The following is a 20,593-nucleotide window of genomic DNA, read 5'->3' on the forward strand; positions in this document are numbered from 1 at the left end:
AGAAGGTCTTCTCAGAAGGCTTCTGAAGGGCGGATCGCGCCGCCGCCGGAAGGCCGGGGGTGTCAGGTCCCCGATGTGCCTTTGGCGTTCGCACGCGACCCAAGGACGGCCGCAACCGCAATGCGCGGTGCGAGGCTCCGTCGTCGGATGCGAAGGGCGTGCGAACGAGACATGGACAAGGCTCTTCGGCCGTTGCTGGGACTTGCGCATATATCATCGTCGTCCCCCCGTCGCAAGACCGTGGAGACCCCGAAGCGATGCATGACTGTATCCACCTGAATGCGGGCATGTCCCACGATTGTCCGGACCGCGTCTGGACAGTGCGGAGGGGGAACTTTATTGTGTGGCCGACAGCCGCCCGGCGCCCCGGACTCGCCCGGGCGCCGGGACGTTTTCCGGCCGGCGCCGTTTACCGGGCTGTCCGTCCGGATTGCCCGCCCAGGATTGCCCCCCAGGATCCTCGACCATGTACACCGCCGTCACCCACGACATCCGCGTCACCGTCCAGCCCGTGTTCCTGGAGGACCAGTCGTCCCCGGCGGAGGGACGCTTCGTCTGGGCCTATCATGTCCGCATCGAGAATGAGGGCGAGGAGACGGTGCAGCTGCGCACCCGCCACTGGCGCATCACCGACGCCATGGGCCGCGTGCAGGAGGTGCGGGGCCCCGGCGTCGTCGGCGAACAGCCGGTGCTGGAGCCGGGCGACCATTTCGAATACACCAGCGGCACCCCGCTCGGCACGCCGTCCGGCATCATGGCCGGAACCTACGGCATGGAGGGCGAGGACGGCCGCGCCTTCGACGTGACGATCCCGGCCTTCTCGCTGGACAGTCCGCACCAGCCGATGCAGCTGAACTGATCCGTGAACCGGCTGCAAAAAGCGGGCTCGAAAAAGGACGCGGGCGAATAATACAATAGAATGTGTGTGGTTATTGGAAGAATTCAACACGCGGCTTTGACAAGCCGCATGGCTGCCCGTACTTTGTCCATCGCTTGAAGGTCATAGGCCGGATCCTATCTAGGATCTTCCGGATGGCGTCCGGCGACAGAAACCGGGCGGAAACGGAAAGGCGGGCGCCGCCACTCCGTTCTAGATGTCTCCTTTTCGTCTTGCGGGCCGTTCGGTTGATCCGCCGAGGCATCGGCTCCGTACTGACGGCAAACCCGAGTGACGCCAGACAGGGTGGGCGTGTTGCGCGACAGCCGTCGGCTCACGGCCGATGGTCCACGCAAGGCGTGTTATCAGTTATGGAAAGGATGTTCCCGTGACGGCTACCAAGACCCCGCACGCCAAGCCTCCGGCGGCCGACAACGTGCTCCGCGGCCCCGGCCTGTCCCGGCCGGACGCCCTTGCCCGCCCGTCCCGCGCCGACGCGGAGGAGGCCGTGCGCACCCTGATCCGCTGGGCCGGCGACGATCCGGCGCGCGAAGGGCTGGTCGGCACGCCGGACCGCGTCGTCCGCTCCTATGAGGAATTCTTCGCCGGCTACGGCATCGACCCGGTCGAGATCCTGTCGCGCACCTTCGAGGAGACCGACGGCTACGACGAGATGGTCGTGCTGCGCGACATCCGGGTCGAGTCCTATTGCGAGCACCACATGGTGCCGATCATCGGCAAGGCCCATGTCGCCTATCTGCCGCGCCGCCGCGTCGTCGGCATCTCCAAGCTGGCGCGGCTGGTCGAGGCCTATGGCAAGCGCCTGCAAATCCAGGAGAAGATGACGGCGCAGATCGCCAACACCATCGACGAGGTCCTCCAGCCCGAGGGCGTCGCCGTGGTGGTCGAGGCGCAGCACCAGTGCATGACGACCCGCGGCATCCACAAGACCGGCGTGACCATGGTGACCAGCCGCATGCTGGGCGCCTTCCGCACCGACCCGTCGACCCGCCGCGAATTCCTGACGATGATCGGCAACCCGTCGTCGCGCGGGATGGAGTGAGGTCCGCAGGGCTTTACACTCAAACCGCTGCCTGCCAAGCTCCCGCCGCTATTTCCCAGTGAGCGGTGTGGAGCATGGCGGCGAAGGTGACCCCGGCGGTCAATGCGGCGAAGGCGGCGGGCGTCGCCTTCCGCCTGATGGAATACGAGTACGACCCGTCGGCCGACGCCATCGGCCTGCACGCGGCCGAATCGCTCGGCCTCGACCCGGCCATCGTCTACAAGACCCTGATCGTCCAGCTGGAGCCCAAGGCGCTGGCCTGCGCCGTCATTCCGGTCGCGGCCAAGCTGGATTTGAAGGCCATCGCCGCGGCGGCCAAGGCGAAGAAGGCCGATCTGGCCGACCCGGCGCTGGCGGAAAAGACCACCGGCTTCCTCGTCGGCGGCATCAGCCCGCTCGGCCAGAAGAAGGCGCTGCCGACCTTCATCGACGCGAGCGCCGAAGCGCTGCCGGAAATGGTGGTGAATGGCGGCCGGCGCGGCTTGCAGATCGTGCTGGCGCCCGCCGATCTGGCCAAGGCGACGAAAGCGGCGGTCTGCGCCATCGTCGCACATTGAGTCATGATTTTACGGTGGTGGTGACCCCGGCAGGACTCGAACCTGCTGCCTCAAGTTTAGGAAACTCGCGCTCTATCCTGATGAGCTACGGGGCCACTTGCGCCGCACCTTAACGGTTTCGCCGGGAAGGGGAAAGCGGCTTTTGGTGAAAGTGCGGCGTCGCCGGAGCGCTCGCCTGAAGGCGGGCGTCACGCCGTTGGAAGCAACATAGACCACGGATTACACGGATTTCCACAAGGATTACACAGATCAGGCTGTATCAGGGACGTCAATCCATAGGAATGGCGACCGGGATGGACCGTGCTGAACCGGGCGGTTCCGTGAAATCCGTGTCAAAATCCGTGAAATCCGTGTCGATTGTTGCCTGCGTCTCCAGTACCTCGCGTTCAGGCGAGTGACTTGCCCCTGCCGGCCCCCATCAGTCCGAATAGCGCTCCTCCAGCCACGGATCGGCGTGGTTGTTGTAGCCGCGGACCTCCCAATAGCCCTTGCGGTCGCCGGCCAGCAACTCGATCCGCTTCACCCACTTGGCGCTCTTCCACAGATACAGCTTGGGCAGGACGATCCGCACCGGGCCGCCATGCTCGCGGCTGATCGGCTGGCCCTCCCAGCTCGTGGCGAGCAGCACGCCGTCGTCGTCGAAGTCCGACAGGGCGACGTTGGTGGTGTAGCCGTCGAAGGAATGGAAGACGACGAAGCGCGCCTCCGGCTTCGGCCGCGCCAGTTCCAGCAGGCGGCGGGCGCTGACGCCCTCCCACCGGTTGTCGTAGCGCGACCAGGTGGTGACGCAGTGGATGTCGGAAACGAAGCTCTCCTGCGGCTGCGCCTGGAAATCCCCCCAGTTCCACGACAGCGGGGTCTCCACCAGCCCGTCCACCGCGAGCGTCCAGTTGGCCGTCGTCACCTTCGGCGTGATGCCGAGATCCAGCACCGGCCAGTCGGTCACCAGACGCTGGCCGGGCGGCAGCCGGTCGCGCGCCGGGTCGGCGGCATGGCCGGTGAGCGCACGGCCATCGCGCGCCCACTGCTCCTTGGTGGCGACCAGCTTGTCGCGGACGGTGCCGTCCTGTCCGATCGTCCGGTCCGGTTCCAGTCCGGTACGCCCGTCCGGCTTGGGCTCCGGCTTGGGCTCCGGCTTGGGAGGTGTCTCGCTCATGGCTCATCCTTACTCAGCGCTTCCGGCTCCGCCGGCATCTCCGCCGGCAGGGGTCCCGCTTAAAAAAGGAACAGACAGTCGGGTTGGCAAGCGGAAGCGGGAGAACTAACTTCCCGAAACCCGGCATATTGGAGCCACAGTTCCACGCCAGGGTGCCGGCCGGCCGTGTTTTCGCCGCCCACCCTTGTCGCCGCCCCATCAGAGACCACCCGAGTGAATTGCCGATGATCCGGTCCGCAACGCCCGCCGCAAACCCTTCCTCAAGCGTTTGGCGTCAGCTCCTGTCCGGCGGCCTGGCCGTCCTGCTTCTCGTGGGTCTGCTCGCCGGGGCGGGGGCTCCGGTGCTCGCCGCCTCAGCGGCGCCCGCCGGCGCGGTTCCGGCTCCGGCCGCCGGTGCCGCCGCTCCCGCCGCCACCGCGCCCGTGGTGGTGGACGAGGCGACCGTGCAGCAGCTGGAGGCTCTGGTCGGCACGCTGGAGAACCAGGATGCGCGCACCCAGCTGGTCACCCAGCTGCGCAACCTGATCACCGCCCAGCGCGGCCTCGCCCAGGCCAAGGAGGCGGAAGGCGAGTCGGCGCTGCCGCAGACCCTCGGCGCCCGCGCGCTGGCCTTCCTGGCGGCGCGGATGGACGTGGTCAGCCGCCAGCTGGTGCAGGTCGCCAACGTCTTCTCCGACCTGCCGGGAGCGCTGTCCTGGGTGCAGCGGCAGGTGCAGGACGACACCGCCCGCGAACGCTGGGTGCAGATCGCCATCCAGCTGGCGATGATCCTCGGCATCGGCGCGGTGGCCGCGCGCGGCATCGGCTGGCTGCTCAGCCGGCCGCGCCATGCGATGGCCGCCCGTCCCGTCGGCTCCTCCCTGCTGCGCATCCCGATGCTGCTCGGCCGGGCGGTGCTGGAACTGGCGCCGATCCTCGGCTTCATCGTCGTCGCCTACACCATCCTGTCGGTGACCGAACCGGCGCCGCGCGTGCGGCTGGTGGCGCTGGCGGTGGTGAACGCCACCGTCATCACCCAGGCGCTGCTGATCCTGGTGCGGATGCTGTTCGCGCCCGACGCCCCCAACCTGCGGCTGGTCCACACCAGCGAGGCCGGGGCGAAGCGCTGCTACATCTGGTCGCGCCGGCTGATCGCGGTCGCCGTCTACGGCTATTTCCTGGCGGAGGGGGCCTATGTGCTGGGCCTGCCGCTGGGGGCCTACGGCGCGCTGCTGAAGCTGCTGGGCGTAGTGATCGCCGCCATGCTGATCGCGCTGATCCTGCAGAACCGGGTCGGCGTCGCCGACTGGATGCGCGGCAACCCGCTGTCGGGCGACGGCGACCCGCTGGCGACCGCCCGGCGCGAGGCGGAAGGGCAGGGGGCGGTGCTGCGCACCGCGCGCCGCCGCTTCGCCGAGATCTGGCACGTGCTGGCCATCCTCTATGTCGTGGTGACGCTGGGCGTCTGGGTGCTGAACGTCTATGGCGGCTTCGAATTCCTGGCCCGCGGCACCGCGGTGACCATGGTGGCGGTGGTGGTGGCCCGGCTTCTGGTGACCGGGCTGAACCGGACGTTGCGCCGCGGCCTGACCATGAACCGCGAGCTGGCCGGCAACCTGCCGCAGCTCCACACCCGCGCCTTCCACTATCTCCCCATCGTCCAGCGCATCGGCAAGGCCATCATCTGGCTGGTGGCGCTGGGCGCCGCGCTGAACGGCTGGGGCATCGACACGCTGGGCATGGTCGAAACCGCCGCCGGCCGCCGCATCGTCGGCAGCACGATCTCCATCGGCCTGCTGCTGGCCGGCGCCATCGTCGCCTGGGAGGTGGTCAGCGCGCTGATCGAGCATTTCCTGCGCGCCACCGACCGCAACGGCACCCGCATCGAACGCAGCGCCCGCATGCGCACGCTGCTGCCGCTGCTGCGCAACGCCTTCCTGATCCTGCTGGTGACGATGGTGTCGCTGATCACCCTGTCGGAGCTGGGCGTCAACATCGCGCCGCTGCTGGCCGGTGCCGGCGTCGTCGGTCTGGCCATCGGTTTCGGATCGCAGACGCTGGTCAAGGACATCATCACCGGCCTGTTCATCCTGTTCGAGGACACGGTGTCGGTCGGCGACGTGGTGGATGTCGGCGGCGGCCATTCCGGCACGGTGGAGGCGATCTCCATCCGCTCGATCCGCCTGCGCGACGGGGCCGGCGCCGTCCATTCCGTGCCGTTCAGCGCCGTCACCACCGTGAAGAACATGAGCAAGGACTTCTCGGTCACCCTGTTCAACATCACGGTGTCCAACCGCGAGGACCCCGACCGCATCATCGCCGCGCTGAAGGAGACCGGTGCCGAGGTGCAGGCCCAGCCGCAGTTCGCCGCCGACATCCTGACCCCGCTGGAGGTGCTGGGCGTCGACAAGCTGTCCGACACCGGCATCAACATCCTGGCCCAGTTCAAGACCCGCCCGACCCGCCAGTGGGGCGTCACCCGCGAGTTCAACCGCCTGCTGAAGAAGAAGTTCGACGAGCAGGGCATCTCCATGCCGACCCAGTCGATGCAGCTGGTCGTCGGCCAGAACCCGCAGGACCGCGCGCTGGCGGAAGCGCTCAGCCAGGGCTCCTGACCGCCGGGGGTACTGCCCGTAAGCACAGCCTCCGACCTTACGGACAGGGAACGCCCGGCATTGCCGGGCGTTTTCCTTATGTACGTCCTGTACGTCCGACGAGCGGGAGCCAGCCGCAAAAATGGTCAGCGATGCCTTTTCCCGTTTCGCCCGCTGGATGGAGCGCCAGTCCGGCCGTCCGGGCGCCTTCGTCACCGCCTTCGCCGTCGTGCTGGTCTGGGGGCTGACCGGGCCGCTGTTCCACTTTTCCGACACGTGGCAGCTGGTGATCAACACCGGCACCACCATCGTCACCTTCCTGATGGTGTTCATCATCCAGAACGCCCAGAACCGCGACACCCAGGCCATCCACCTGAAGCTGGACGAGCTGATCCGCGCCACCCACTCCGCCCGCAACGGCATGATCGACGTGGAGGAGATGCCGGAAGCCGAGCTGGCGAAGGTGAAGCGCAGCTTCGAAAAGCTCGCCCAGACCGCCGAGTGCCTGGACCACCGCATCGACGAGAAGGTGGAGCGCGCGGTCGAGCGTGAAGTGGAGCGCGAGGTCGACGAGGAGCTGGAGGAACGCGGCCTGCCCGACCCGGCCGACAAGCGTTGAGGCTTGCCCTATCCGGCGGGCGCCGGCGGGCAGGGGGGACGGCGCCAGAGGCGCAGCGCATCGTCCAGCGCGCGGGCGAAGCTGGACCGCTCGTCCGGCGACAGGAAGGACCCGACGCCTACGGACTGGCCATGGGAACTCAGCGTGACCTGCCCGGCGGCGGCGCGGCGCTCATGGTCGGCCGGCTCGGTGTGGGTGATCCGCAGCCAGTAGGGATGGAAGGACCAGCGCCGCTCCGGCGCCTTCCAATGCACCCGCTGCACCGTCAGCGCGGTCTCGGTCAGCCGCACCCGCTCGTACTGGCGGGCGGAGCGGTAGCTGACCCGGAAGGCCAGCCACAGCGCCAGCACGTCCAGGCCGCAGAAGGGCACGACCGGCCAGGCGCCATGGGCGACGAAGATGCCGGCGACGATCAGGTTCATCGCCACCACCACCGCCATCAGCACCCGGAAGCCGCTGCGGCCCAGGCTGCGGTGCGGGTGAAGGATGGCGTCGAACAGCACACGCACGGAGCCGCTGCCGCCGCCGCTTTCCGCGGGGGAGGGACCGTCGCCGGGATGCCGGCCACCGGGTTGCGGGCCGCTGATGTCGATTGGCATGGCGCCCATCCTACCCCAGCGCCGCCCGGCAGAAAACCGCGAGGAAAGCGGGGTTATGCCGCCCTCGACACCATCGGCACCGCGCCGCCGTTCAGCACCCAGGCCATGGCGCTGTCCATGCCGGGATAGTCGGCGGGATGGTCGGCGGCCGGCCGGCCCTCGATCTCTCCGGCCAGGCTGCCCTCGACGGTCGGACCCTTGGCCAGGACGAAAATCCGCGCCTGGTCGTCGATGCCGGCGGCGATCATCACCTCCGCCATCACCGAGGCCCAGTGCCAGTCGGTCATCACCACGCCGCAGCGCAGCTGTCCGCAGCGCCGGGCCAGCTTCATCAGGGCGACGACGATCTCCGGCCGGAACCCTTCCTCGGCCTCGAAGCGGTCGAACTCGACAAGGCTGCTCCAGGACGTGCCGCGGGCGCCCAGGGTGGCGCAGTGCCTCTCCACCTGCCGGGCGATGCTGTCGCGCTGCTCCAGCGACAGGGTGCCCTGCAACCGGACATGCAGTCCCCAATCCTTCAGTTCCACAAGATAAGACGCGGTCATATCAAGATACCCTTATCCGATCGGAACGCCACAACCAGGATGATCCATGGTTCTTTTGCAGGCGTTCAAGCGGTGTCCCGGCAGTCAGCAAATCATACGCCACCGTGAAAGGGACCGGAAAGCCGGTATTCTGCGTCCAATTCTGTTGATTCGTCGTCACTTGTTCGAGTGTTTGTCGCAAATTGCGACGCAAGGCCGCAGTTTGGTCTGCGTTCTGCGCTGGATCGTTTCGCTGTTGTCATCGACCCGTCCCGCAGCCCCTCCGAACGGCCCGTTCCGCCTCTGGCGCAGGCGGGGCCGTTGCGGCTATGGTGGCGGCCATGAAGCCAGCCGCCGTCCAGGAATTCTTCCGCCGCCTGTCCGCCGCCAATCCGGAACCCCGGAGCGAGCTGGAATACGTCAATCCTTACACGCTGCTGGTCGCCGTGGTGCTGTCGGCCCAGGCCACCGACGTCGGGGTGAACCGGGCGACCGGACCGCTGTTCCAGCTCGTCACCACGCCGCAGCAGATGGTGGCGCTGGGCGAGGAGGGGCTGCGCGGCCATATCAAGACCATCGGCCTGTTCAACACCAAGGCCAAGAACGTCATCCGCCTGTCGGAGCTGTTGATCGAGCGCCATGGCGGCGAGGTGCCGCGCGACCGCGACGCGCTGGAACAGCTTCCCGGCGTCGGCCGCAAGACCGCCAACGTCGTCCTGAACGTCGCCTTCGGCGAGGAGACCATCGCGGTCGACACCCACATCTTCCGCGTCGGCAACCGCACCGGGCTCGCCCCCGGCAAGACGCCGGACGCGGTGGAGGCGAAGCTGCTGAAGGCGGTGCCCAAGCTGTACCGCCGCCATGCCCACCACTGGCTGATCCTGCACGGCCGCTACGTCTGCAAGGCGCGCAAGCCCGATTGCCCGGTCTGCCCGGTCGCCGACCTCTGCGCCTTCAAGGACAAGATCATCGCGTGAATTGGGCGTGAATTGGGCCTGACCGGAACGCAAAACGCCCGGCATGGCGGAAGCCAGCCGGGCGTTTTGCGTTTTCTGCCGGTCGCAGGGGCCGGTCAGACGGTCTCGGCCGCCGGGATCTGCTCGATCGCGGGCTGGGCCACCGGCTGAACCGCGGCGGCGGCGGGCTTGGACCCGGTGCTGTAGAGCTGGATGTCGCCGACCAGCTGGCCGCCGGCATCGACCGCCAGTTCGCCGAAGCGGATCGACCCGGTGATCTTGCCGGTCGAGCGCACGGTCAGGCGGCCGCGGACGGCGATGTCGCCTTCGAAGCGGCCGGCGATGTCGGCCTCCTCGATGTCGACCGAGCCCTTGAACAGGCCGGTCTCGGCGATCTCGACCAGCCGGCCTTCGCGCAGCTTGGCCTCGACCGTGCCTTCGACCACCAGCACGTCGCAGGAGCCGATCTCGCCGGCCAGCGAGATGTCGCGGCCGACGGTCAGGCGGCGCTGCTCGGGCATGGCCGGGGCGACGGGGGCCGGCGCGGCCGGAGCCTGGGCGACGGGAGCGGCGGCCGGGTTGGCGATGGGGATCGACGGCTGGCGCGGGGCGGAGCCGGGCATGTCGACGACCCGGCGCGGCACGTCGGTCTTGAAGCCGGCACCCGGCACGGACGGTGCGGACGGGGGCTTGGGAATGCTGTTCATGTCGGGTCCCTTCGAGGCGGAAGGCATGTCGGGATAGGCCGGGGCGGCGTGCTGCGTGTCGGCCAGGGCGTGGGCCATGCTGGGGGCGGCTGCTCCGGCCGCGAGAGCGGAAGCCGGGGTGGAGGCCGGGGCATGTGCCGGGTTGTTGAGCCCCGGATTATTCAGGGAGGCGAGCGGCGACGAGACGGCGCCGGGCTCGCCCGGGGTGTACGGACGGACACCCGGCTGCGGCGGGACGGGGCTGTCGGCCTTGGGAGCGGCGGGCGGTGTCTTTCGTCCGAACAGCATGAGCGGTTCCCCCAGTCTGGACATTCGGGTGGCGGGATGGCCTGGAAATCGTGTGGCCCGGTGCCGGAGGCGCCCCGCCGGGAAGGCGGTCGCCGCAATCGGTGTCCGGGCGGCCGGTTTCCGGGCAGGCGACGGTGTGCGGCCGTGCCGCCTAGCGGCGTATCACGGTCGTCCGGCCTGCCGCAAGGGGCGCCGACATGGACTGTAGGACATGAACCATGAAGGCGCTCGCGACGACCGGGACCAGCAAATTGGCGAAGGGGATTGTCGAAAGGAAGGCAATGACGACCCCGGCCAAAAAAGGTTTCAGCGGTCTGGCACGGCGCATCGCCCGCGCGGCGGCGCGGTCCATCCGCCGGTGTGCGACCATCTCGAAATACTCCCGGCCCAGCAGATAGCCGTTGATGGTGTAGAAGACGATCAGGTTCAGGCCGGGTGCGAAGATGTAGATCGGCAGCGCTGCCAAGTTGACCGCCAGCACCAGCAGCAGGAAGCGCAGCGCCGTCGCCAGCTCCTCCAGCCAGCCGGCCTGGCGCGGGGCGGGCAGGCCGGGGTAGTGCCGCGCCTCGACCCGCTCCACCACCTCGTCGAGGAAGAAGCTCGACACCGTGCCGACGGTGGCCGGGAACAGCAGCCACGCCAGCACCAGCACCCCCAGCCCGCCCATGACGTCGATGGTGGCGTCGATCCAGCCATAGCCGGTCAGCGGCGTCGCCGACAGCGCCCACGAGGCGCCGAGCGCCAGCAGGGCATAGGCGAGCAGCGAGACGAACACCCCGGTCCACACCACCCGGCGCACGCGCGGGTCGGACAGCTGGGCGAAGGCAAGCACGAGGGCGCGGATCATCGGCGGTCCGTAAGGCGGCAAGGAGGGGCGGCGGGGCATGGCTGCCGCCGCCGCCCGCATATCTACGGTGGCCGGCCGCCGGGTTCCAGTCCCCCCCGTGCCGCCCTTCCGCTCTCCGGTTACGGTGCGGGGCTGAACACCAGCGCGGCGTTGGTCCCGCCGAAGCCGAAGCTGTTCGACAGGACATGGCGGATGCGCCGCTCCTTCGGCCGCAGCGGCACGAGGTCGAGGTCGCAGCCCTCCGACGGCGCCTCCAGGTTCAGGGTGGGCGGGGCGACCTGATCGCGCAGGGCCAGGATGGCGAAGATCGCCTCCACCGCACCCGCCGCGCCCAGCAGATGGCCGGTCGCCGATTTGGTCGAGGACATTGAGAGGTCCGCCGCCGCCGGGCCGAACAGGCGCTTGACCGCCGCGATCTCCACCGGGTCGCCGGCCGGGGTGGAGGTGGCGTGGGCGTTGACGTAGTCGATGGCGTCCGGCGCCAGTCCGGCCCGCTTCAGCGCGGCGCGCATGGCGCGGAAGGCGCCGTTGCCGTCCTCCGCCGGCGAGGTGATGTGGTAGGCGTCGCCCGACAGGCCATAGCCGGTGACCTCGGCATAGATCGTCGCCCCGCGTCGCTTGGCGTGCTCCAGCTCTTCCAGCACCAGCACGCCGGCGCCTTCGCCCATGACGAAGCCGTCGCGCTCGCGGTCCCAGGGGCGCGACGCGCGGGCCGGGTCGTCGTTGAAGCCGCTGGACATGGCGCGGGCGGCGCAGAAGCCGGCGATGGCGAGACGGCAGATCGTCGCCTCGCTGCCGCCGGCCAGCATGACGTCGGCATCGTCCATGGCGATCAGCCGGGCGGCGTCGCCGATGGCATGGGCTCCGGTCGCGCAGGCGGTCACGGCGGCATGGTTCGGTCCGCGGAAGCCGTAGCGGATCGAGACATGGCCCGACGCGAGGTTGATGAGGGTCGACGGCACGAAGAAGGGCGAGATGCGGCGCGGCCCCTTCGCATGCAGGGTCAGGGCCGCGTCGGCCAGGGCCGGCAGGCCGCCGATGCCGGAGCCGATCATCACGCCGGTGCGCTCCTGCGCCTCCGCATCCGCCGGGCGCCAGCCGGCATCGGCCACCGCCTCTTCCGCGGCGGCGAGCGCCAGCAGGATGAAGCGGTCCATCTTGCGCTGGTCCTTGGGCGGCACCACCGCATCGGCGTCGAAGGCGGCCTCCCCGCTGTCCGGCACATGTCCGGCGATGCGGCAGGGCAGGTCGGCGACATCGATCCCGCCGGTATCGACCCCGCGTATCGCGCGGATGCCGCTGCGGCCGTCCAGCATGGCGCGCCAGCTAGGATTCACCCCGGCCCCAAGCGGAGTGACCGCGCCCAATCCGGTGACCACGACTCGTCTCATTCGGTTTCGTCCTTTGCCCATGTCGTCTTTGCGGGGATGGTGAATTCCGGGCGCAGCCGCTCCGGCCGGAGCGCTTCGCCTGTCGTCCTGTCGATCAGCACCGGCTCGACCGGCCGTCCGGTGTCCCTGTCGACGATCCGGAACGCCCCGCCGGGCGGCAGCCAGCGGCTGCCCCAGTCGGCCATGGCGATCAGCACCGGCAGGAAATCCCGCCCCTTGCCGGTCAGGTGATAGCTGTGGCGCAGCGGGCGGTCCTGGTAGGGCCGCTTCTCCAGCAGCCCGGCCTCCACCAGAGCCTGGAGGCGGCGGGTCAGCATGTTGGTGGCGAGCCCGATGCTGCGCTGGAACTCGTCGAAGCGGGTCAGGCCCAACATCGCGTCGCGCAGGATCAGCAGGGACCACCATTCCCCGACCTCGTCAAGGCCGCGGGCGATGGGGCAGGGAACGTCGCTCAGGCGGGTGCGTCGCATGGCGGCGACTGTCGCACGGTCACTTTCATCATGCAAGTGACGGGGATGGCGGCTCGTCCGCGGGGCATCGGACGTGCTCGCCTGAGCCGCACTTGTGATGCGGGCGGCGGCGGCTATACTCGCGCCGCAACTTCGCACCGACCGCAAGATCTCCCAGGAGAGCCCATGACCACGTCCGTCCAGGATGCCGCCTACGACGTCACCGGCATCGGCAACGCCATCGTGGACGTGATCGCCCACGCCGACGACGCCTTCCTCGCCGCCAACACCATCGAGAAGGGGGCGATGACGCTGATCGACGCCGCCCGCGCCGAGGAGCTGTATGGCCGCATGGGGCCGGGCGTGGAGGTCTCCGGCGGCTCGGCCGGCAACACCATGGCGGGCATCGCCATGCTGGGCGGGCGCGGCGCCTATATCGGCAAGGTTGCCAAGGACCAGCTGGGCGACGTGTTCCGCCACGACATCCGCGCGGCCGGCGTCGCCTTCGACAGCGCGCCGCTGCTGGGCGGGGCGCCGACCGCCCGCTGCCTGATCCTGGTCACGCCGGACGCCCAGCGCTCGATGAACACCTATCTCGGCGCCTGCGTCGAGCTGGGGCCGGAGGACATCGACGAGACGCTGATCGCCGCCTCGCAGGTCACCTATCTGGAAGGCTACCTCTGGGATCCGCCCCGCGCCAAGGAGGCCTTCCGCAAGGCGGCGGAGATCGCGCACGCCTCCGGCCGCAAGGTGTCGCTGTCGCTGTCCGACAGCTTCTGCGTCCACCGCCACCATGCGGAGTTCGTCGATCTGGTGGAACGCCACGTCGACATCCTGTTCGCCAACGAGCATGAGATCGGCGCCCTCTACGGCACCGACAGCTTCGAGGACGCGCTGGCGGCGGTGAAGCGGCTGGGCAAGACGGCGGCGCTGACCCGCAGCGAGAAGGGCGCGGTCATCGTCTCGGCCGGCGAGGTGGTCGAGGTGGCGGCCGAGCCGGTGGAGCGGGTGGTCGACACCACCGGCGCCGGCGACCTCTATGCCGCCGGCTTCCTGTTCGGCCACACCCGCGGCCTGTCCCCGGCGGTCTGCGGCCGTCTGGGCGCCGTCGCCGCGGCGGAGATCATCGGCCATGTCGGCGCCCGGCCGGAGGTGAACCTGCGCGAACTGGTCGCCGCCAAGGGCATTCTGTAACCTGCGATTTGCGCCTCAAATCGCGACCACGTTGCCGGCCGCACTGCATTCTGCAACTGCGGCCGGTTCTCATTCCGGTCCGGTTTTCTTCACCTCAGCCGGCTCAGTTCAACTGGTCATCCACCACCGGCCGCTCCGGTACGGTGACCCTGGCGCACAGCAGCGCCAGCGCCGTCCCGCTGTCGGGGGCGGCCACCGCCCAGCGCTCCGGCCGGTCGGGCCGCGGGACGGTCAGCAGCCACAGCCGGTCCTTCTCCCCGAAACGCTCGTTCATCAGCGTGTATTCCCGTGGGCCCTGGCGGCGCAGGTCGTTCAATTGGCTCTGCAATTCCACCGCCTGGGCGTTGCGGACGGATATCGCGTCCTCCAGCTGGCGCAGTTCGGTTTCCTGCCGGTGCAGGTCGCGCCGCAGGGAGTCGGTGGTCTGGGCCAGCTCCGTCCGTCCATGATGCAGCTGCGACCGGCGGCGCTGCACGGACGCGATCCGGTAGCCGATCCGCAGGATCGACACGGTGCCCCAGCTGAGGCAGGCCATCATGATGACCATTTCCAGCACCAGCAGCAGCGGCGACTGCATGCCCATCCTCCTCCGCTCCTTCGGCACGCTCCTTGCTGCGTGCACGGCTGCCGGTGAGTGCAGCAACCGGCGTGCCAGGGCGGGTGCCGGCATTTGCGGCGGACTTCGATGGGGGCGGGGTAGCGATGGAGGTGGTGCGGACGATCCTCAACTCGGCGGTGCCGCTGGTGGCGGCGCTGGCCGTGCTGTGCCATCTGTGCTGGGTCGGCATCCGGCGCAGCTGGGAACGGGTGGCCGGGCTCGACCGGCTGCGCCAGTCGGTGCGGCCGCTGAAGGAACGCCAGCGCGCCGAGACGGAGGCGCTGGCCGACATGGCCTGCCGGCTGGAGGAGGCGAGGGGCCGTCTGACCGCCGCCGAACTGCGGGTCAGCCATCTCCAGCGCCAGATCGACACGCTGGACAAGGAACCGCCGGTCTTCCTGCACGTCCTCGGCGCTCCCGGCGGCAACCGGCGCGGCTTCAAGGCGGAGGCGAAGTTCGACGCCGTTGTCGCCGCCGCCGCCCGTGCCGCCGGCAAGCCGGTGAACCCGGCCTGGCGCTACGGCAACCGGGTCGTGGTGCATGCGCTGGACATGGCGTCCGCCCGGCGCGAGGCGGACCATGTCTTCCCGCAGAAGGGCGGCTATCAGGTCTTCTTCCACGCGGCGGTGCACTGACCCCCTGCCCGGTTGCCGTTTTTCGCAAAAGCCCACCGTTTGGAGAAATAATTCCTATACCCTCTCCGCAATGCCCACTCATTCGCGGAGCCACGCCATGCCCCTCGACAGCCGTACTCTCCAGAACGACCAGTTCCCGCTGTGGGCGGAAGAGCCGCCGGTGCCGTCGGACGGCTCGCTGGTCCCCGGTTCGCAGTTCCATGAGGAACAGTGGATCATGGCCGCCGGCATGCTGGCCCGCGGCAGCAGCTTCCTCTATGTCGCCCGCGCCATGGGATGCAGCCGCACCACCCTGTGGCGGGCCTATTACGGCTCCAAGGATTTCCGTCACAGGGTGTGGTGGGAGCGGCAGGCGTTGCGCCGCGAGGCCGACCTGCGCCTGTCCTCGCTGCGCAGCTTGGTGGTCGAACAGATCGAACGGCTGGTCTCCTCCGGCGATCCCTCGACCGTGCGCTGGCTGGCCGACCGGCTCGGCATCCTCGACGGGCTCGCCGCCCAGCCGGCTCAGCAACCGCCGCAAGACCTGTCCGCAGAGGCTGCCCCTGAGACTTCCCCCGATCCCGTTGCCGATCCCTTCGCCGGCCTCTCCGGCATCGTCGTCCCCGACCTCGACGACGACCGCATCCCCGGCGCCTTCCGCGAACGCACCCCGCCCGATCCGCGCGCCGTCGCCGCCATCCTCGCCCGCCCGGAGGCGCCGGGGCCGAAGGGCGTCTATCCCTACACCCTCAACCCCGACGATCCCTATCCCACCCTCGGCTCGGCGCTGGAACGCCGGGGCAAGGCCGCCTTCGACCGCCGGTGAGGCGGACAGGCCGATGAACATGGAACATCGGCCGGAAACCGTTCCACGCCGTTCCAACGCTCTTACCGGCCTCTTCACCGGAGGCGATCCTCCCGGAAGGCCGTTTAAGGCAATCGCATATGGCTCCCTCTCCCGTCCCGGGAGAGGGAAGGGGCCCGCCGCGAAGCGGTGGGAAGGGTGAGGGGTGATCCAAGGAGCCATGCGGTTCTTGAGTCTTGGGCCAACCCTCACCCTCCCCGCCTTCGGCGGGTCCCCTCCCTCTCCTGGGGCGGGAGAGGGCGTTTTGCGCCGTATGCAATCCCCCAAAAGGCCGGCGCTGCGGTCTTCCGCCACGGCACCGGCTCGGGTAAGCTGCCGATCCCGCCGCCCATCCTGACAGATTGCCCCTCCATGCAAGTCTACCTGCCGATTGCCGAGATGTCGGTCAACGCGCTGCTGGTGCTCGGCATGGGCTGGCTGGTCGGCTTCCTGTCGGGCATGTTCGGCGTCGGCGGCGGCTTCCTGATGACGCCGCTGCTGATCTTCATCGGCGTTCCCCCGGCAATCGCCGTCGGCACCCAGGCCAACCAGCTGGTCGCCGCCAGCGTGTCGGGCGTGCTCGCCCACTGGCGGCGCGGCAATGTCGACGTGAAGCTGGGCGTGGTGATGCTGGGCGGCGGCGTGGTCGGCACCGCGGTGGGGGTGTGGATCTTCGGCATCCTCCAGCGGCTGGGCCAGATCGACATCGCCATCACCCTGTCCTACGTCTTCTTCCTCGGCACCATCGGCGGCATGATGCTGGTGGAAAGCAGCCGCGCCATCCTGCGCCGCCGGGCGCCGACGGCCAAGCGCGGCAAGCTGCACCGCCACATCTGGCTGCACGGCCTGCCCTTCAAGATGCGCTTCCAGCGCTCAAAGCTCTACATCTCCGCCCTGCTGCCGGCGGGGATCGGGGCGGTCGGCGGCATGCTGGTGGCGATCATGGGCATCGGCGGCGGCTTCCTCTTGGTGCCGGCGATGATCTATCTGCTGAACATGCCGGCTGGTCTGGTCGCCGGCACCTCGCTGTTCCAGATCATCTTCACCACCGCGGCGGCGACCCTGCTCCAGGCCGCCACCAACCAGACGGTGGACGCCATGCTGGCGCTCCTGCTGCTGATCGGCGGCGTGATCGGCGCGCAGTTCGGCACCAGGGCCGGCACCCGGCTGCGCGGCGAGACCGCCCGGATGGCGCTGTCGATGATCGTGGTGGCGGTGGCGCTGAAGCTGGCCTGGGACCTGTTCTCCCGTCCCGACGACCTCTACACCCTGACCATGGGGCTGCGCTGATGGCGGCGGTTACCAAGCGCAGGCCGATCAAGCGCCGGCTGGTCCAGGCCGCCGCGGCGCTGGCCGGGCTGCTGCTGGGCGGCACGGTGGCGGCGACGGTGTGGGCGCAGCAGCTGGTCGCCGACCTGTCGAGCCACCTGATCGCCATCACCACCGGCTTCACGGGCACGGAGGTCGTTCTGTTCGGCACCACCGACGGGGCGGGCGACGTCGCCATCGTCGTCACCGGCCCGCGCTCCCCCGCCACCGTCCGCCGCAAGCAGCGGGTGGCCGGCATGTGGATGAACACCGACAGCCTGCGCTTCGATCAGGTGCCCAGCTTCTACACGGTGGCGGTCAGCCGGCCGCTCGACCAGCTGGTCGGCCGCCCGGTTCTGGAGCGCCACCAGCTGGGCCTGCCGCAGCTGCAGCTGCCGGCGGATGCCAACATGCCGCCGGAGGAGCTTGCCGCCTACCGCAGCGCGCTGATCCGCAACAAGCAGCGCCAGGGGCTCTACGCCATCTCGATGGGGCAGGTCGCCTTTCTGGGCGAGCGGCTGTTCCGCACCAACATCTATTTCCCGGCCAATGTCCCGACCGGGCTGTACAATGTCGAAGCCCTGCTGATACGCGACGGCGAGGTGGTCAGCGCCCAGACCACGCCGCTGGTGGTGTCCAAGATCGGGTTCAGCGCCGAAGTGTCGGACTTCGCGCGCAACCGCCCGGTCATCTACGGGGTGGCCGCCGTCCTCGGCGCCATCGCGGCCGGCTGGGCGGCCGGCGCCGCATTCCGCCGGGTCTAAGCCGAGAGGGTTACAGAGATGACCGACGCGACACAGCCGACGACGCCCGACACGCAGCAGCCCCCCGCCCCTAAGCCGGTGCGCATCTTCCTGGTGGTGGTCGACGACAGCCCGGAGCTGAAGGTGGCGCTCCGCTATGCCTGCCTGCGCGCCCGCAAGTCGGGCGGCAAGGTGGCGCTGCTGACCGTCCTGGAAAAGGGCGAGATGCAGCACTGGCTGGCGGTGGAGAACCTGATCCGCGAGGAGCAGCGCGCCGAGGCGGAGCAGATGCTCCAGAAGCTGGCGCGCGAGGTCAACCAGCTGACCGGCACCCTGCCGGCGCTCTATGTCCGCGAGGGCAACCGCACCGAGGAGGTGCTGGCCCTGATCGGGGAGGAGCCGAGCATCTCCATCCTCGTGCTGGCCGCCGGCACCGACCCGGAAGGCCCCGGCCCGCTGATCTCCTACTACACCGGCCGCGGGCTGGGGCGGCTGCACATCCCGCTGACCATCGTCCCCGGCGGGCTCAGCAACGAGGAACTGGACGCGATCACGTGAACCGGGCAAGCAGGTAAGGATAGGCGCCGGGGGCGGTCCGCGCATGCCGGATGCCGAATACCCACACAACCGGGGTCCTTGATCCGCCCGGCGTTTCGGCCCAAATTTCCCCCAATCGTACCGCGTCCCGATCCCGGGCGCGCCGGCGGTTCCATTCCGCCGCCGATGGAGGACCAGACCATGTTCATTCAGACCGAGCAGACGCCCAACCCGGCGACTCTCAAGTTCCTGCCGGGGCGTGACGTGCTCGGACGCGGCACCGCCGACTTCACCGGCCGCGAGGATGCCGCCCGTTCGCCGCTCGCCCAGCGCCTGTTCGAGATCGAGGGCGTCGTCGGTGTCTTCCTGGGTGCCGACTTCATCACCATCACCAAGACCGACGCCCGCGACTGGTTCCTGCTGAAGCCGTCGATCCTCGGCGTGATCATGGAGCATTTCACCGCCGACCGCCCGGTCCTGCTGGAAGACGGCGGCGACGGCCATGCCGCGGCGGCGAACGCCGACGACGAGGAGATCGTCGAGCAGATCAAGGAGCTGCTGGACACCCGCGTCCGCCCGTCGGTCGCCCAGGACGGCGGCGACATCACCTTCCAGGGCTTCGAGCGCGGCGTCGTCTATCTGGCGATGAAGGGGGCCTGCTCCGGCTGCCCCAGCTCCACCGCCACGCTGAAGCACGGCATCGAGAACATGCTGCGCCACTACATCCCGGAAGTGGTCGAAGTCCGCTCGGTCCAGTAAGGACCGCCCCTATGGTTATGCCGGCTTGCCCTTGATGCGGCGGGCCGGCATTCCCATGCTGGTTGCATGATCATCTCCGCCAGCTACAAGACCGACATTCCCGCCTTCTACGGGCGCTGGTTCCTGAACCGCCTCGACGCCGGCCATTGCCGGATGGTCAATCCCTATGGCGGCCAGACCTACCGCATCGACCTGACCCGGCCGGCGGTCGACGGCCTCATCTTCTGGACCAAGAATCTGGGACCGTTCCTGCCCGCGCTCGACAGCGTGGCGGAGCGTGGCTTTCCCTTCGTCGTGCAATACAGCATCACCGGCCTGCCCACCGCGCTGGAGCGCTCGGTCCCCGCCTGGGAGACGGCGGTCGGCCATATGGCACAGGTGCGCGGGCGCTGGGGAGCGCGGGCAGCGGTCTGGCGCTACGACCCCATCGCCCTGACCGACGCCACGCCGCCCGCCTGGCACCGCGAGACCTTCGCCGCCATCGCCCGCTCGCTGCGCGGGGTGACCGACGAGGTGGTGGCATCCTTCCTCCAGCCCTACCGCAAGACCGCCCGCAACCTCGCCGCCGCCGGCATCGGCTGGCGCGATCCGGAGGCGGAGGAGAAGCGCGCGCTGCTGGCGGATCTGGCCGGCATCGCGGCGGGGGAGGGGATGACACTGACGCTCTGCACCCAGCCGGAGTTGGCCGGTACGCCCGACACGGCGCCGGCCCGCTGCGTCGATGCGCAGCGGCTGTCCGATGTCGCGGGCCATGCGATCGCCGCGCGGGAGAAGGGCAACCGTCCCGGCTGCCTGTGCGCCGAAAGCCGCGACATCGGCGACTATGACAGCTGCCCGCACGGCTGCGTCTACTGCTATGCCGTCGCCGACCGCGGCAAGGCCCAGCAACGCTTCGCCGCGCACGATCCGGAGGGGGAGTTTCTGCTTACCCGTTGACGGGGAAGACCGGTCCTTACGGACAGACCTTCCGCACCGTCTCCACCAGCTTTTCCGGGTTGAACGGCTTCACCAGCCAGCCGGTGGCACCGGCTTCGCGGCCGGCGGACTTCTTGGCCGGATCGGCCTCGGTGGTCAGCAGCAGGACCGGGGTGGCGCGGTTGGTGGCCGAGGCGCGGATGGCGCGGGTCAGCGCCAGCCCGTCCAGGCCCGGCATGTTCAAATCGGTAATGATGCAGTCAAACTTGCGCTGGTTGACCAGGGCGAGGCCGGCATTGCCGTCCGACGCCTCCGCCACCTCATAGCCGGCGCCTTTCAGCGTGAACCCGACCATGTCGCGGATGGTCTTGGAATCGTCGACGGTCAGGACGCTTTTGGGCATGGAACGCGGCTCCGGTTGCTCGGCCGAAAGAGTTATGGGAAAGCCCTAGGCAATTTCCCGCCGACCGTCAAC

At 69.2% G+C, this 20,593-nt stretch carries 23 protein-coding genes and 1 tRNA gene; 14 read left to right on the top strand and 10 right to left on the bottom strand.

The window, feature by feature from the left end:
- Window positions 1-466 precede the first annotated feature (466 nt).
- From apaG to ybaK, 3 genes are all read left to right on the top strand, one after another.
- Window positions 467-859: a Co2+/Mg2+ efflux protein ApaG gene (gene apaG / locus VH569_RS12035; protein WP_098740939.1), complete on the top strand. Its 393-nt coding sequence runs from the start codon at window positions 467-469 to the stop codon at window positions 857-859.
- Window positions 860-1,265: 406 nt separating this feature from the next.
- Window positions 1,266-1,940 carry a GTP cyclohydrolase I FolE gene (folE, locus tag VH569_RS12040; RefSeq protein ID WP_423315530.1) on the top strand — a complete coding sequence of 225 codons (675 nt, stop codon included), beginning with the start codon at window positions 1,266-1,268 and terminating at the stop codon, window positions 1,938-1,940.
- A gap of 74 nt (window positions 1,941-2,014) precedes the next feature.
- Entirely contained in the window at window positions 2,015-2,497 is a 483-nt protein-coding gene (ybaK, locus tag VH569_RS12045; RefSeq protein WP_193548476.1) for a Cys-tRNA(Pro) deacylase, read from the top strand.
- A gap of 18 nt (window positions 2,498-2,515) precedes the next feature.
- On the opposite strand, the gene VH569_RS12050 is transcribed toward ybaK, so the two are convergent.
- Window positions 2,516-2,592: transfer RNA gene (locus VH569_RS12050), tRNA-Arg, on the bottom strand.
- A gap of 323 nt (window positions 2,593-2,915) precedes the next feature.
- On the bottom strand, window positions 2,916-3,653 hold the full coding sequence (locus VH569_RS12055; RefSeq protein WP_423315531.1) for a sulfite oxidase-like oxidoreductase: 738 nt from the start codon (window positions 3,651-3,653) through the stop codon (window positions 2,916-2,918).
- A 341-nt stretch (window positions 3,654-3,994) separates the two neighbouring features.
- Here VH569_RS12055 and VH569_RS12060 point away from each other — a divergent pair, with 341 nt between their 5' ends.
- Entirely contained in the window at window positions 3,995-6,247 is a 2,253-nt protein-coding gene (locus VH569_RS12060) for a mechanosensitive ion channel domain-containing protein (protein WP_423315532.1), read from the top strand.
- A 121-nt stretch (window positions 6,248-6,368) separates the two neighbouring features.
- Window positions 6,369-6,845, top strand: a complete 477-nt coding sequence (locus tag VH569_RS12065; protein ID WP_423315533.1) for a low affinity iron permease family protein — start codon at window positions 6,369-6,371, stop codon at window positions 6,843-6,845.
- A gap of 8 nt (window positions 6,846-6,853) precedes the next feature.
- Here the strand turns inward: VH569_RS12065 and VH569_RS12070 are convergent, their stop codons facing one another.
- Window positions 6,854-7,444 carry a DUF2244 domain-containing protein gene (locus VH569_RS12070; RefSeq protein ID WP_423315534.1) on the bottom strand — a complete coding sequence of 197 codons (591 nt, stop codon included), beginning with the start codon at window positions 7,442-7,444 and terminating at the stop codon, window positions 6,854-6,856.
- Between the two features lie 53 nt (window positions 7,445-7,497).
- Window positions 7,498-7,989, bottom strand: coding sequence for a hypothetical protein (locus VH569_RS12075; RefSeq protein WP_423315535.1), 492 nt, complete (start codon window positions 7,987-7,989; stop codon window positions 7,498-7,500).
- Window positions 7,990-8,309: 320 nt separating this feature from the next.
- Between VH569_RS12075 and nth the strand changes: the two genes are divergently transcribed.
- Window positions 8,310-8,945 (top strand): endonuclease III, encoded by a 636-nt coding sequence (gene nth, locus VH569_RS12080; protein ID WP_423315536.1) that lies wholly within the window; start codon window positions 8,310-8,312, stop codon window positions 8,943-8,945.
- A gap of 95 nt (window positions 8,946-9,040) precedes the next feature.
- On the opposite strand, the gene VH569_RS12085 is transcribed toward nth, so the two are convergent.
- From VH569_RS12085 to VH569_RS12100, 4 genes are all read right to left on the bottom strand, one after another.
- Window positions 9,041-9,919, bottom strand: a complete 879-nt coding sequence (locus VH569_RS12085; protein WP_423315537.1) for a polymer-forming cytoskeletal protein — start codon at window positions 9,917-9,919, stop codon at window positions 9,041-9,043.
- Window positions 9,920-10,070: 151 nt separating this feature from the next.
- Window positions 10,071-10,766 (bottom strand): EI24 domain-containing protein, encoded by a 696-nt coding sequence (locus tag VH569_RS12090; RefSeq protein ID WP_423315538.1) that lies wholly within the window; start codon window positions 10,764-10,766, stop codon window positions 10,071-10,073.
- Between the two features lie 119 nt (window positions 10,767-10,885).
- The gene (gene fabF, locus VH569_RS12095) at window positions 10,886-12,157 is read right to left on the bottom strand and encodes a beta-ketoacyl-ACP synthase II (RefSeq protein WP_109052206.1); all 1,272 of its coding nucleotides are present in this window, start codon (window positions 12,155-12,157) and stop codon (window positions 10,886-10,888) included.
- Window positions 12,154-12,627 (bottom strand): winged helix-turn-helix transcriptional regulator, encoded by a 474-nt coding sequence (locus VH569_RS12100; protein WP_109052205.1) that lies wholly within the window; start codon window positions 12,625-12,627, stop codon window positions 12,154-12,156. The genes fabF and VH569_RS12100 overlap by 4 nt, the downstream gene beginning before the upstream one ends.
- 165 nt (window positions 12,628-12,792) lie before the next feature.
- Here VH569_RS12100 and VH569_RS12105 point away from each other — a divergent pair, with 165 nt between their 5' ends.
- Window positions 12,793-13,800 carry an adenosine kinase gene (locus VH569_RS12105; protein ID WP_423315539.1) on the top strand — a complete coding sequence of 336 codons (1,008 nt, stop codon included), beginning with the start codon at window positions 12,793-12,795 and terminating at the stop codon, window positions 13,798-13,800.
- 103 nt (window positions 13,801-13,903) lie between these two features.
- Here the strand turns inward: VH569_RS12105 and VH569_RS12110 are convergent, their stop codons facing one another.
- Entirely contained in the window at window positions 13,904-14,377 is a 474-nt protein-coding gene (locus tag VH569_RS12110; RefSeq protein WP_423315540.1) for a hypothetical protein, read from the bottom strand.
- A gap of 53 nt (window positions 14,378-14,430) precedes the next feature.
- Between VH569_RS12110 and VH569_RS12115 the strand changes: the two genes are divergently transcribed.
- The 7 genes from VH569_RS12115 to VH569_RS12145 all read left to right on the top strand — a co-directional run bounded on the left by VH569_RS12115 (window position 14,431) and on the right by VH569_RS12145 (window position 20,139).
- The gene (locus VH569_RS12115; RefSeq protein WP_423315542.1) at window positions 14,431-15,033 is read left to right on the top strand and encodes a hypothetical protein; all 603 of its coding nucleotides are present in this window, start codon (window positions 14,431-14,433) and stop codon (window positions 15,031-15,033) included.
- 97 nt (window positions 15,034-15,130) lie between these two features.
- Window positions 15,131-15,838 (top strand): hypothetical protein, encoded by a 708-nt coding sequence (locus VH569_RS12120; RefSeq protein WP_423315543.1) that lies wholly within the window; start codon window positions 15,131-15,133, stop codon window positions 15,836-15,838.
- 390 nt (window positions 15,839-16,228) lie between these two features.
- Entirely contained in the window at window positions 16,229-17,146 is a 918-nt protein-coding gene (locus tag VH569_RS12125; RefSeq protein WP_109096887.1) for a sulfite exporter TauE/SafE family protein, read from the top strand.
- Window positions 17,146-17,928 (top strand): TIGR02186 family protein, encoded by a 783-nt coding sequence (locus tag VH569_RS12130; RefSeq protein WP_423315544.1) that lies wholly within the window; start codon window positions 17,146-17,148, stop codon window positions 17,926-17,928. Before VH569_RS12125 ends, VH569_RS12130 begins: the two co-directional genes overlap by 1 nt.
- Before the next feature lie 18 nt (window positions 17,929-17,946).
- A complete protein-coding gene (locus VH569_RS12135; protein ID WP_423315545.1) occupies window positions 17,947-18,465 on the top strand; it encodes a universal stress protein in 519 nt (172 codons plus the stop codon).
- A 180-nt stretch (window positions 18,466-18,645) separates the two neighbouring features.
- Window positions 18,646-19,203 carry a NifU family protein gene (locus tag VH569_RS12140; protein ID WP_174471445.1) on the top strand — a complete coding sequence of 186 codons (558 nt, stop codon included), beginning with the start codon at window positions 18,646-18,648 and terminating at the stop codon, window positions 19,201-19,203.
- 66 nt (window positions 19,204-19,269) lie between these two features.
- Entirely contained in the window at window positions 19,270-20,139 is an 870-nt protein-coding gene (locus VH569_RS12145) for a DUF1848 domain-containing protein (protein WP_423315546.1), read from the top strand.
- A 16-nt stretch (window positions 20,140-20,155) separates the two neighbouring features.
- Here VH569_RS12145 and VH569_RS12150 read toward each other — a convergent pair whose 3' ends face one another.
- Window positions 20,156-20,521 (bottom strand): response regulator, encoded by a 366-nt coding sequence (locus tag VH569_RS12150; protein WP_109048338.1) that lies wholly within the window; start codon window positions 20,519-20,521, stop codon window positions 20,156-20,158.
- Window positions 20,522-20,593 lie beyond the last annotated feature (72 nt).

The sequence above is a fragment of the Azospirillum sp. 11R-A genome, assembly GCF_049472615.1.
Classification (GTDB): domain Bacteria; phylum Pseudomonadota; class Alphaproteobacteria; order Azospirillales; family Azospirillaceae; genus Azospirillum; species Azospirillum palustre.

Coding starts and splice junctions, on each gene's coding strand:
- VH569_RS12105 (WP_423315539.1), top strand. CDS start 12,793: ATGACCACGTCCGTCCAGGATGCCGCCTACGACGTCACCGGCATCGGC.
- VH569_RS12135 (WP_423315545.1), top strand. CDS start 17,947: ATGACCGACGCGACACAGCCGACGACGCCCGACACGCAGCAGCCCCCC.
- nth (WP_423315536.1), top strand. CDS start 8,310: ATGAAGCCAGCCGCCGTCCAGGAATTCTTCCGCCGCCTGTCCGCCGCC.
- VH569_RS12140 (WP_174471445.1), top strand. CDS start 18,646: ATGTTCATTCAGACCGAGCAGACGCCCAACCCGGCGACTCTCAAGTTC.
- ybaK (WP_193548476.1), top strand. CDS start 2,015: ATGGCGGCGAAGGTGACCCCGGCGGTCAATGCGGCGAAGGCGGCGGGC.
- VH569_RS12130 (WP_423315544.1), top strand. CDS start 17,146: ATGGCGGCGGTTACCAAGCGCAGGCCGATCAAGCGCCGGCTGGTCCAG.
- VH569_RS12090 (WP_423315538.1), bottom strand. CDS start 10,766: ATGATCCGCGCCCTCGTGCTTGCCTTCGCCCAGCTGTCCGACCCGCGC.
- VH569_RS12100 (WP_109052205.1), bottom strand. CDS start 12,627: ATGCGACGCACCCGCCTGAGCGACGTTCCCTGCCCCATCGCCCGCGGC.
- VH569_RS12145 (WP_423315546.1), top strand. CDS start 19,270: ATGATCATCTCCGCCAGCTACAAGACCGACATTCCCGCCTTCTACGGG.
- VH569_RS12110 (WP_423315540.1), bottom strand. CDS start 14,377: ATGCAGTCGCCGCTGCTGCTGGTGCTGGAAATGGTCATCATGATGGCC.
- apaG (WP_098740939.1), top strand. CDS start 467: ATGTACACCGCCGTCACCCACGACATCCGCGTCACCGTCCAGCCCGTG.
- fabF (WP_109052206.1), bottom strand. CDS start 12,157: ATGAGACGAGTCGTGGTCACCGGATTGGGCGCGGTCACTCCGCTTGGG.
- VH569_RS12065 (WP_423315533.1), top strand. CDS start 6,369: ATGGTCAGCGATGCCTTTTCCCGTTTCGCCCGCTGGATGGAGCGCCAG.
- VH569_RS12075 (WP_423315535.1), bottom strand. CDS start 7,989: ATGACCGCGTCTTATCTTGTGGAACTGAAGGATTGGGGACTGCATGTC.
- VH569_RS12125 (WP_109096887.1), top strand. CDS start 16,229: ATGCAAGTCTACCTGCCGATTGCCGAGATGTCGGTCAACGCGCTGCTG.
- VH569_RS12085 (WP_423315537.1), bottom strand. CDS start 9,919: ATGCTGTTCGGACGAAAGACACCGCCCGCCGCTCCCAAGGCCGACAGC.
- VH569_RS12120 (WP_423315543.1), top strand. CDS start 15,131: ATGCCCCTCGACAGCCGTACTCTCCAGAACGACCAGTTCCCGCTGTGG.
- VH569_RS12150 (WP_109048338.1), bottom strand. CDS start 20,521: ATGCCCAAAAGCGTCCTGACCGTCGACGATTCCAAGACCATCCGCGAC.
- VH569_RS12070 (WP_423315534.1), bottom strand. CDS start 7,444: ATGCCAATCGACATCAGCGGCCCGCAACCCGGTGGCCGGCATCCCGGC.
- VH569_RS12055 (WP_423315531.1), bottom strand. CDS start 3,653: ATGAGCGAGACACCTCCCAAGCCGGAGCCCAAGCCGGAGCCCAAGCCG.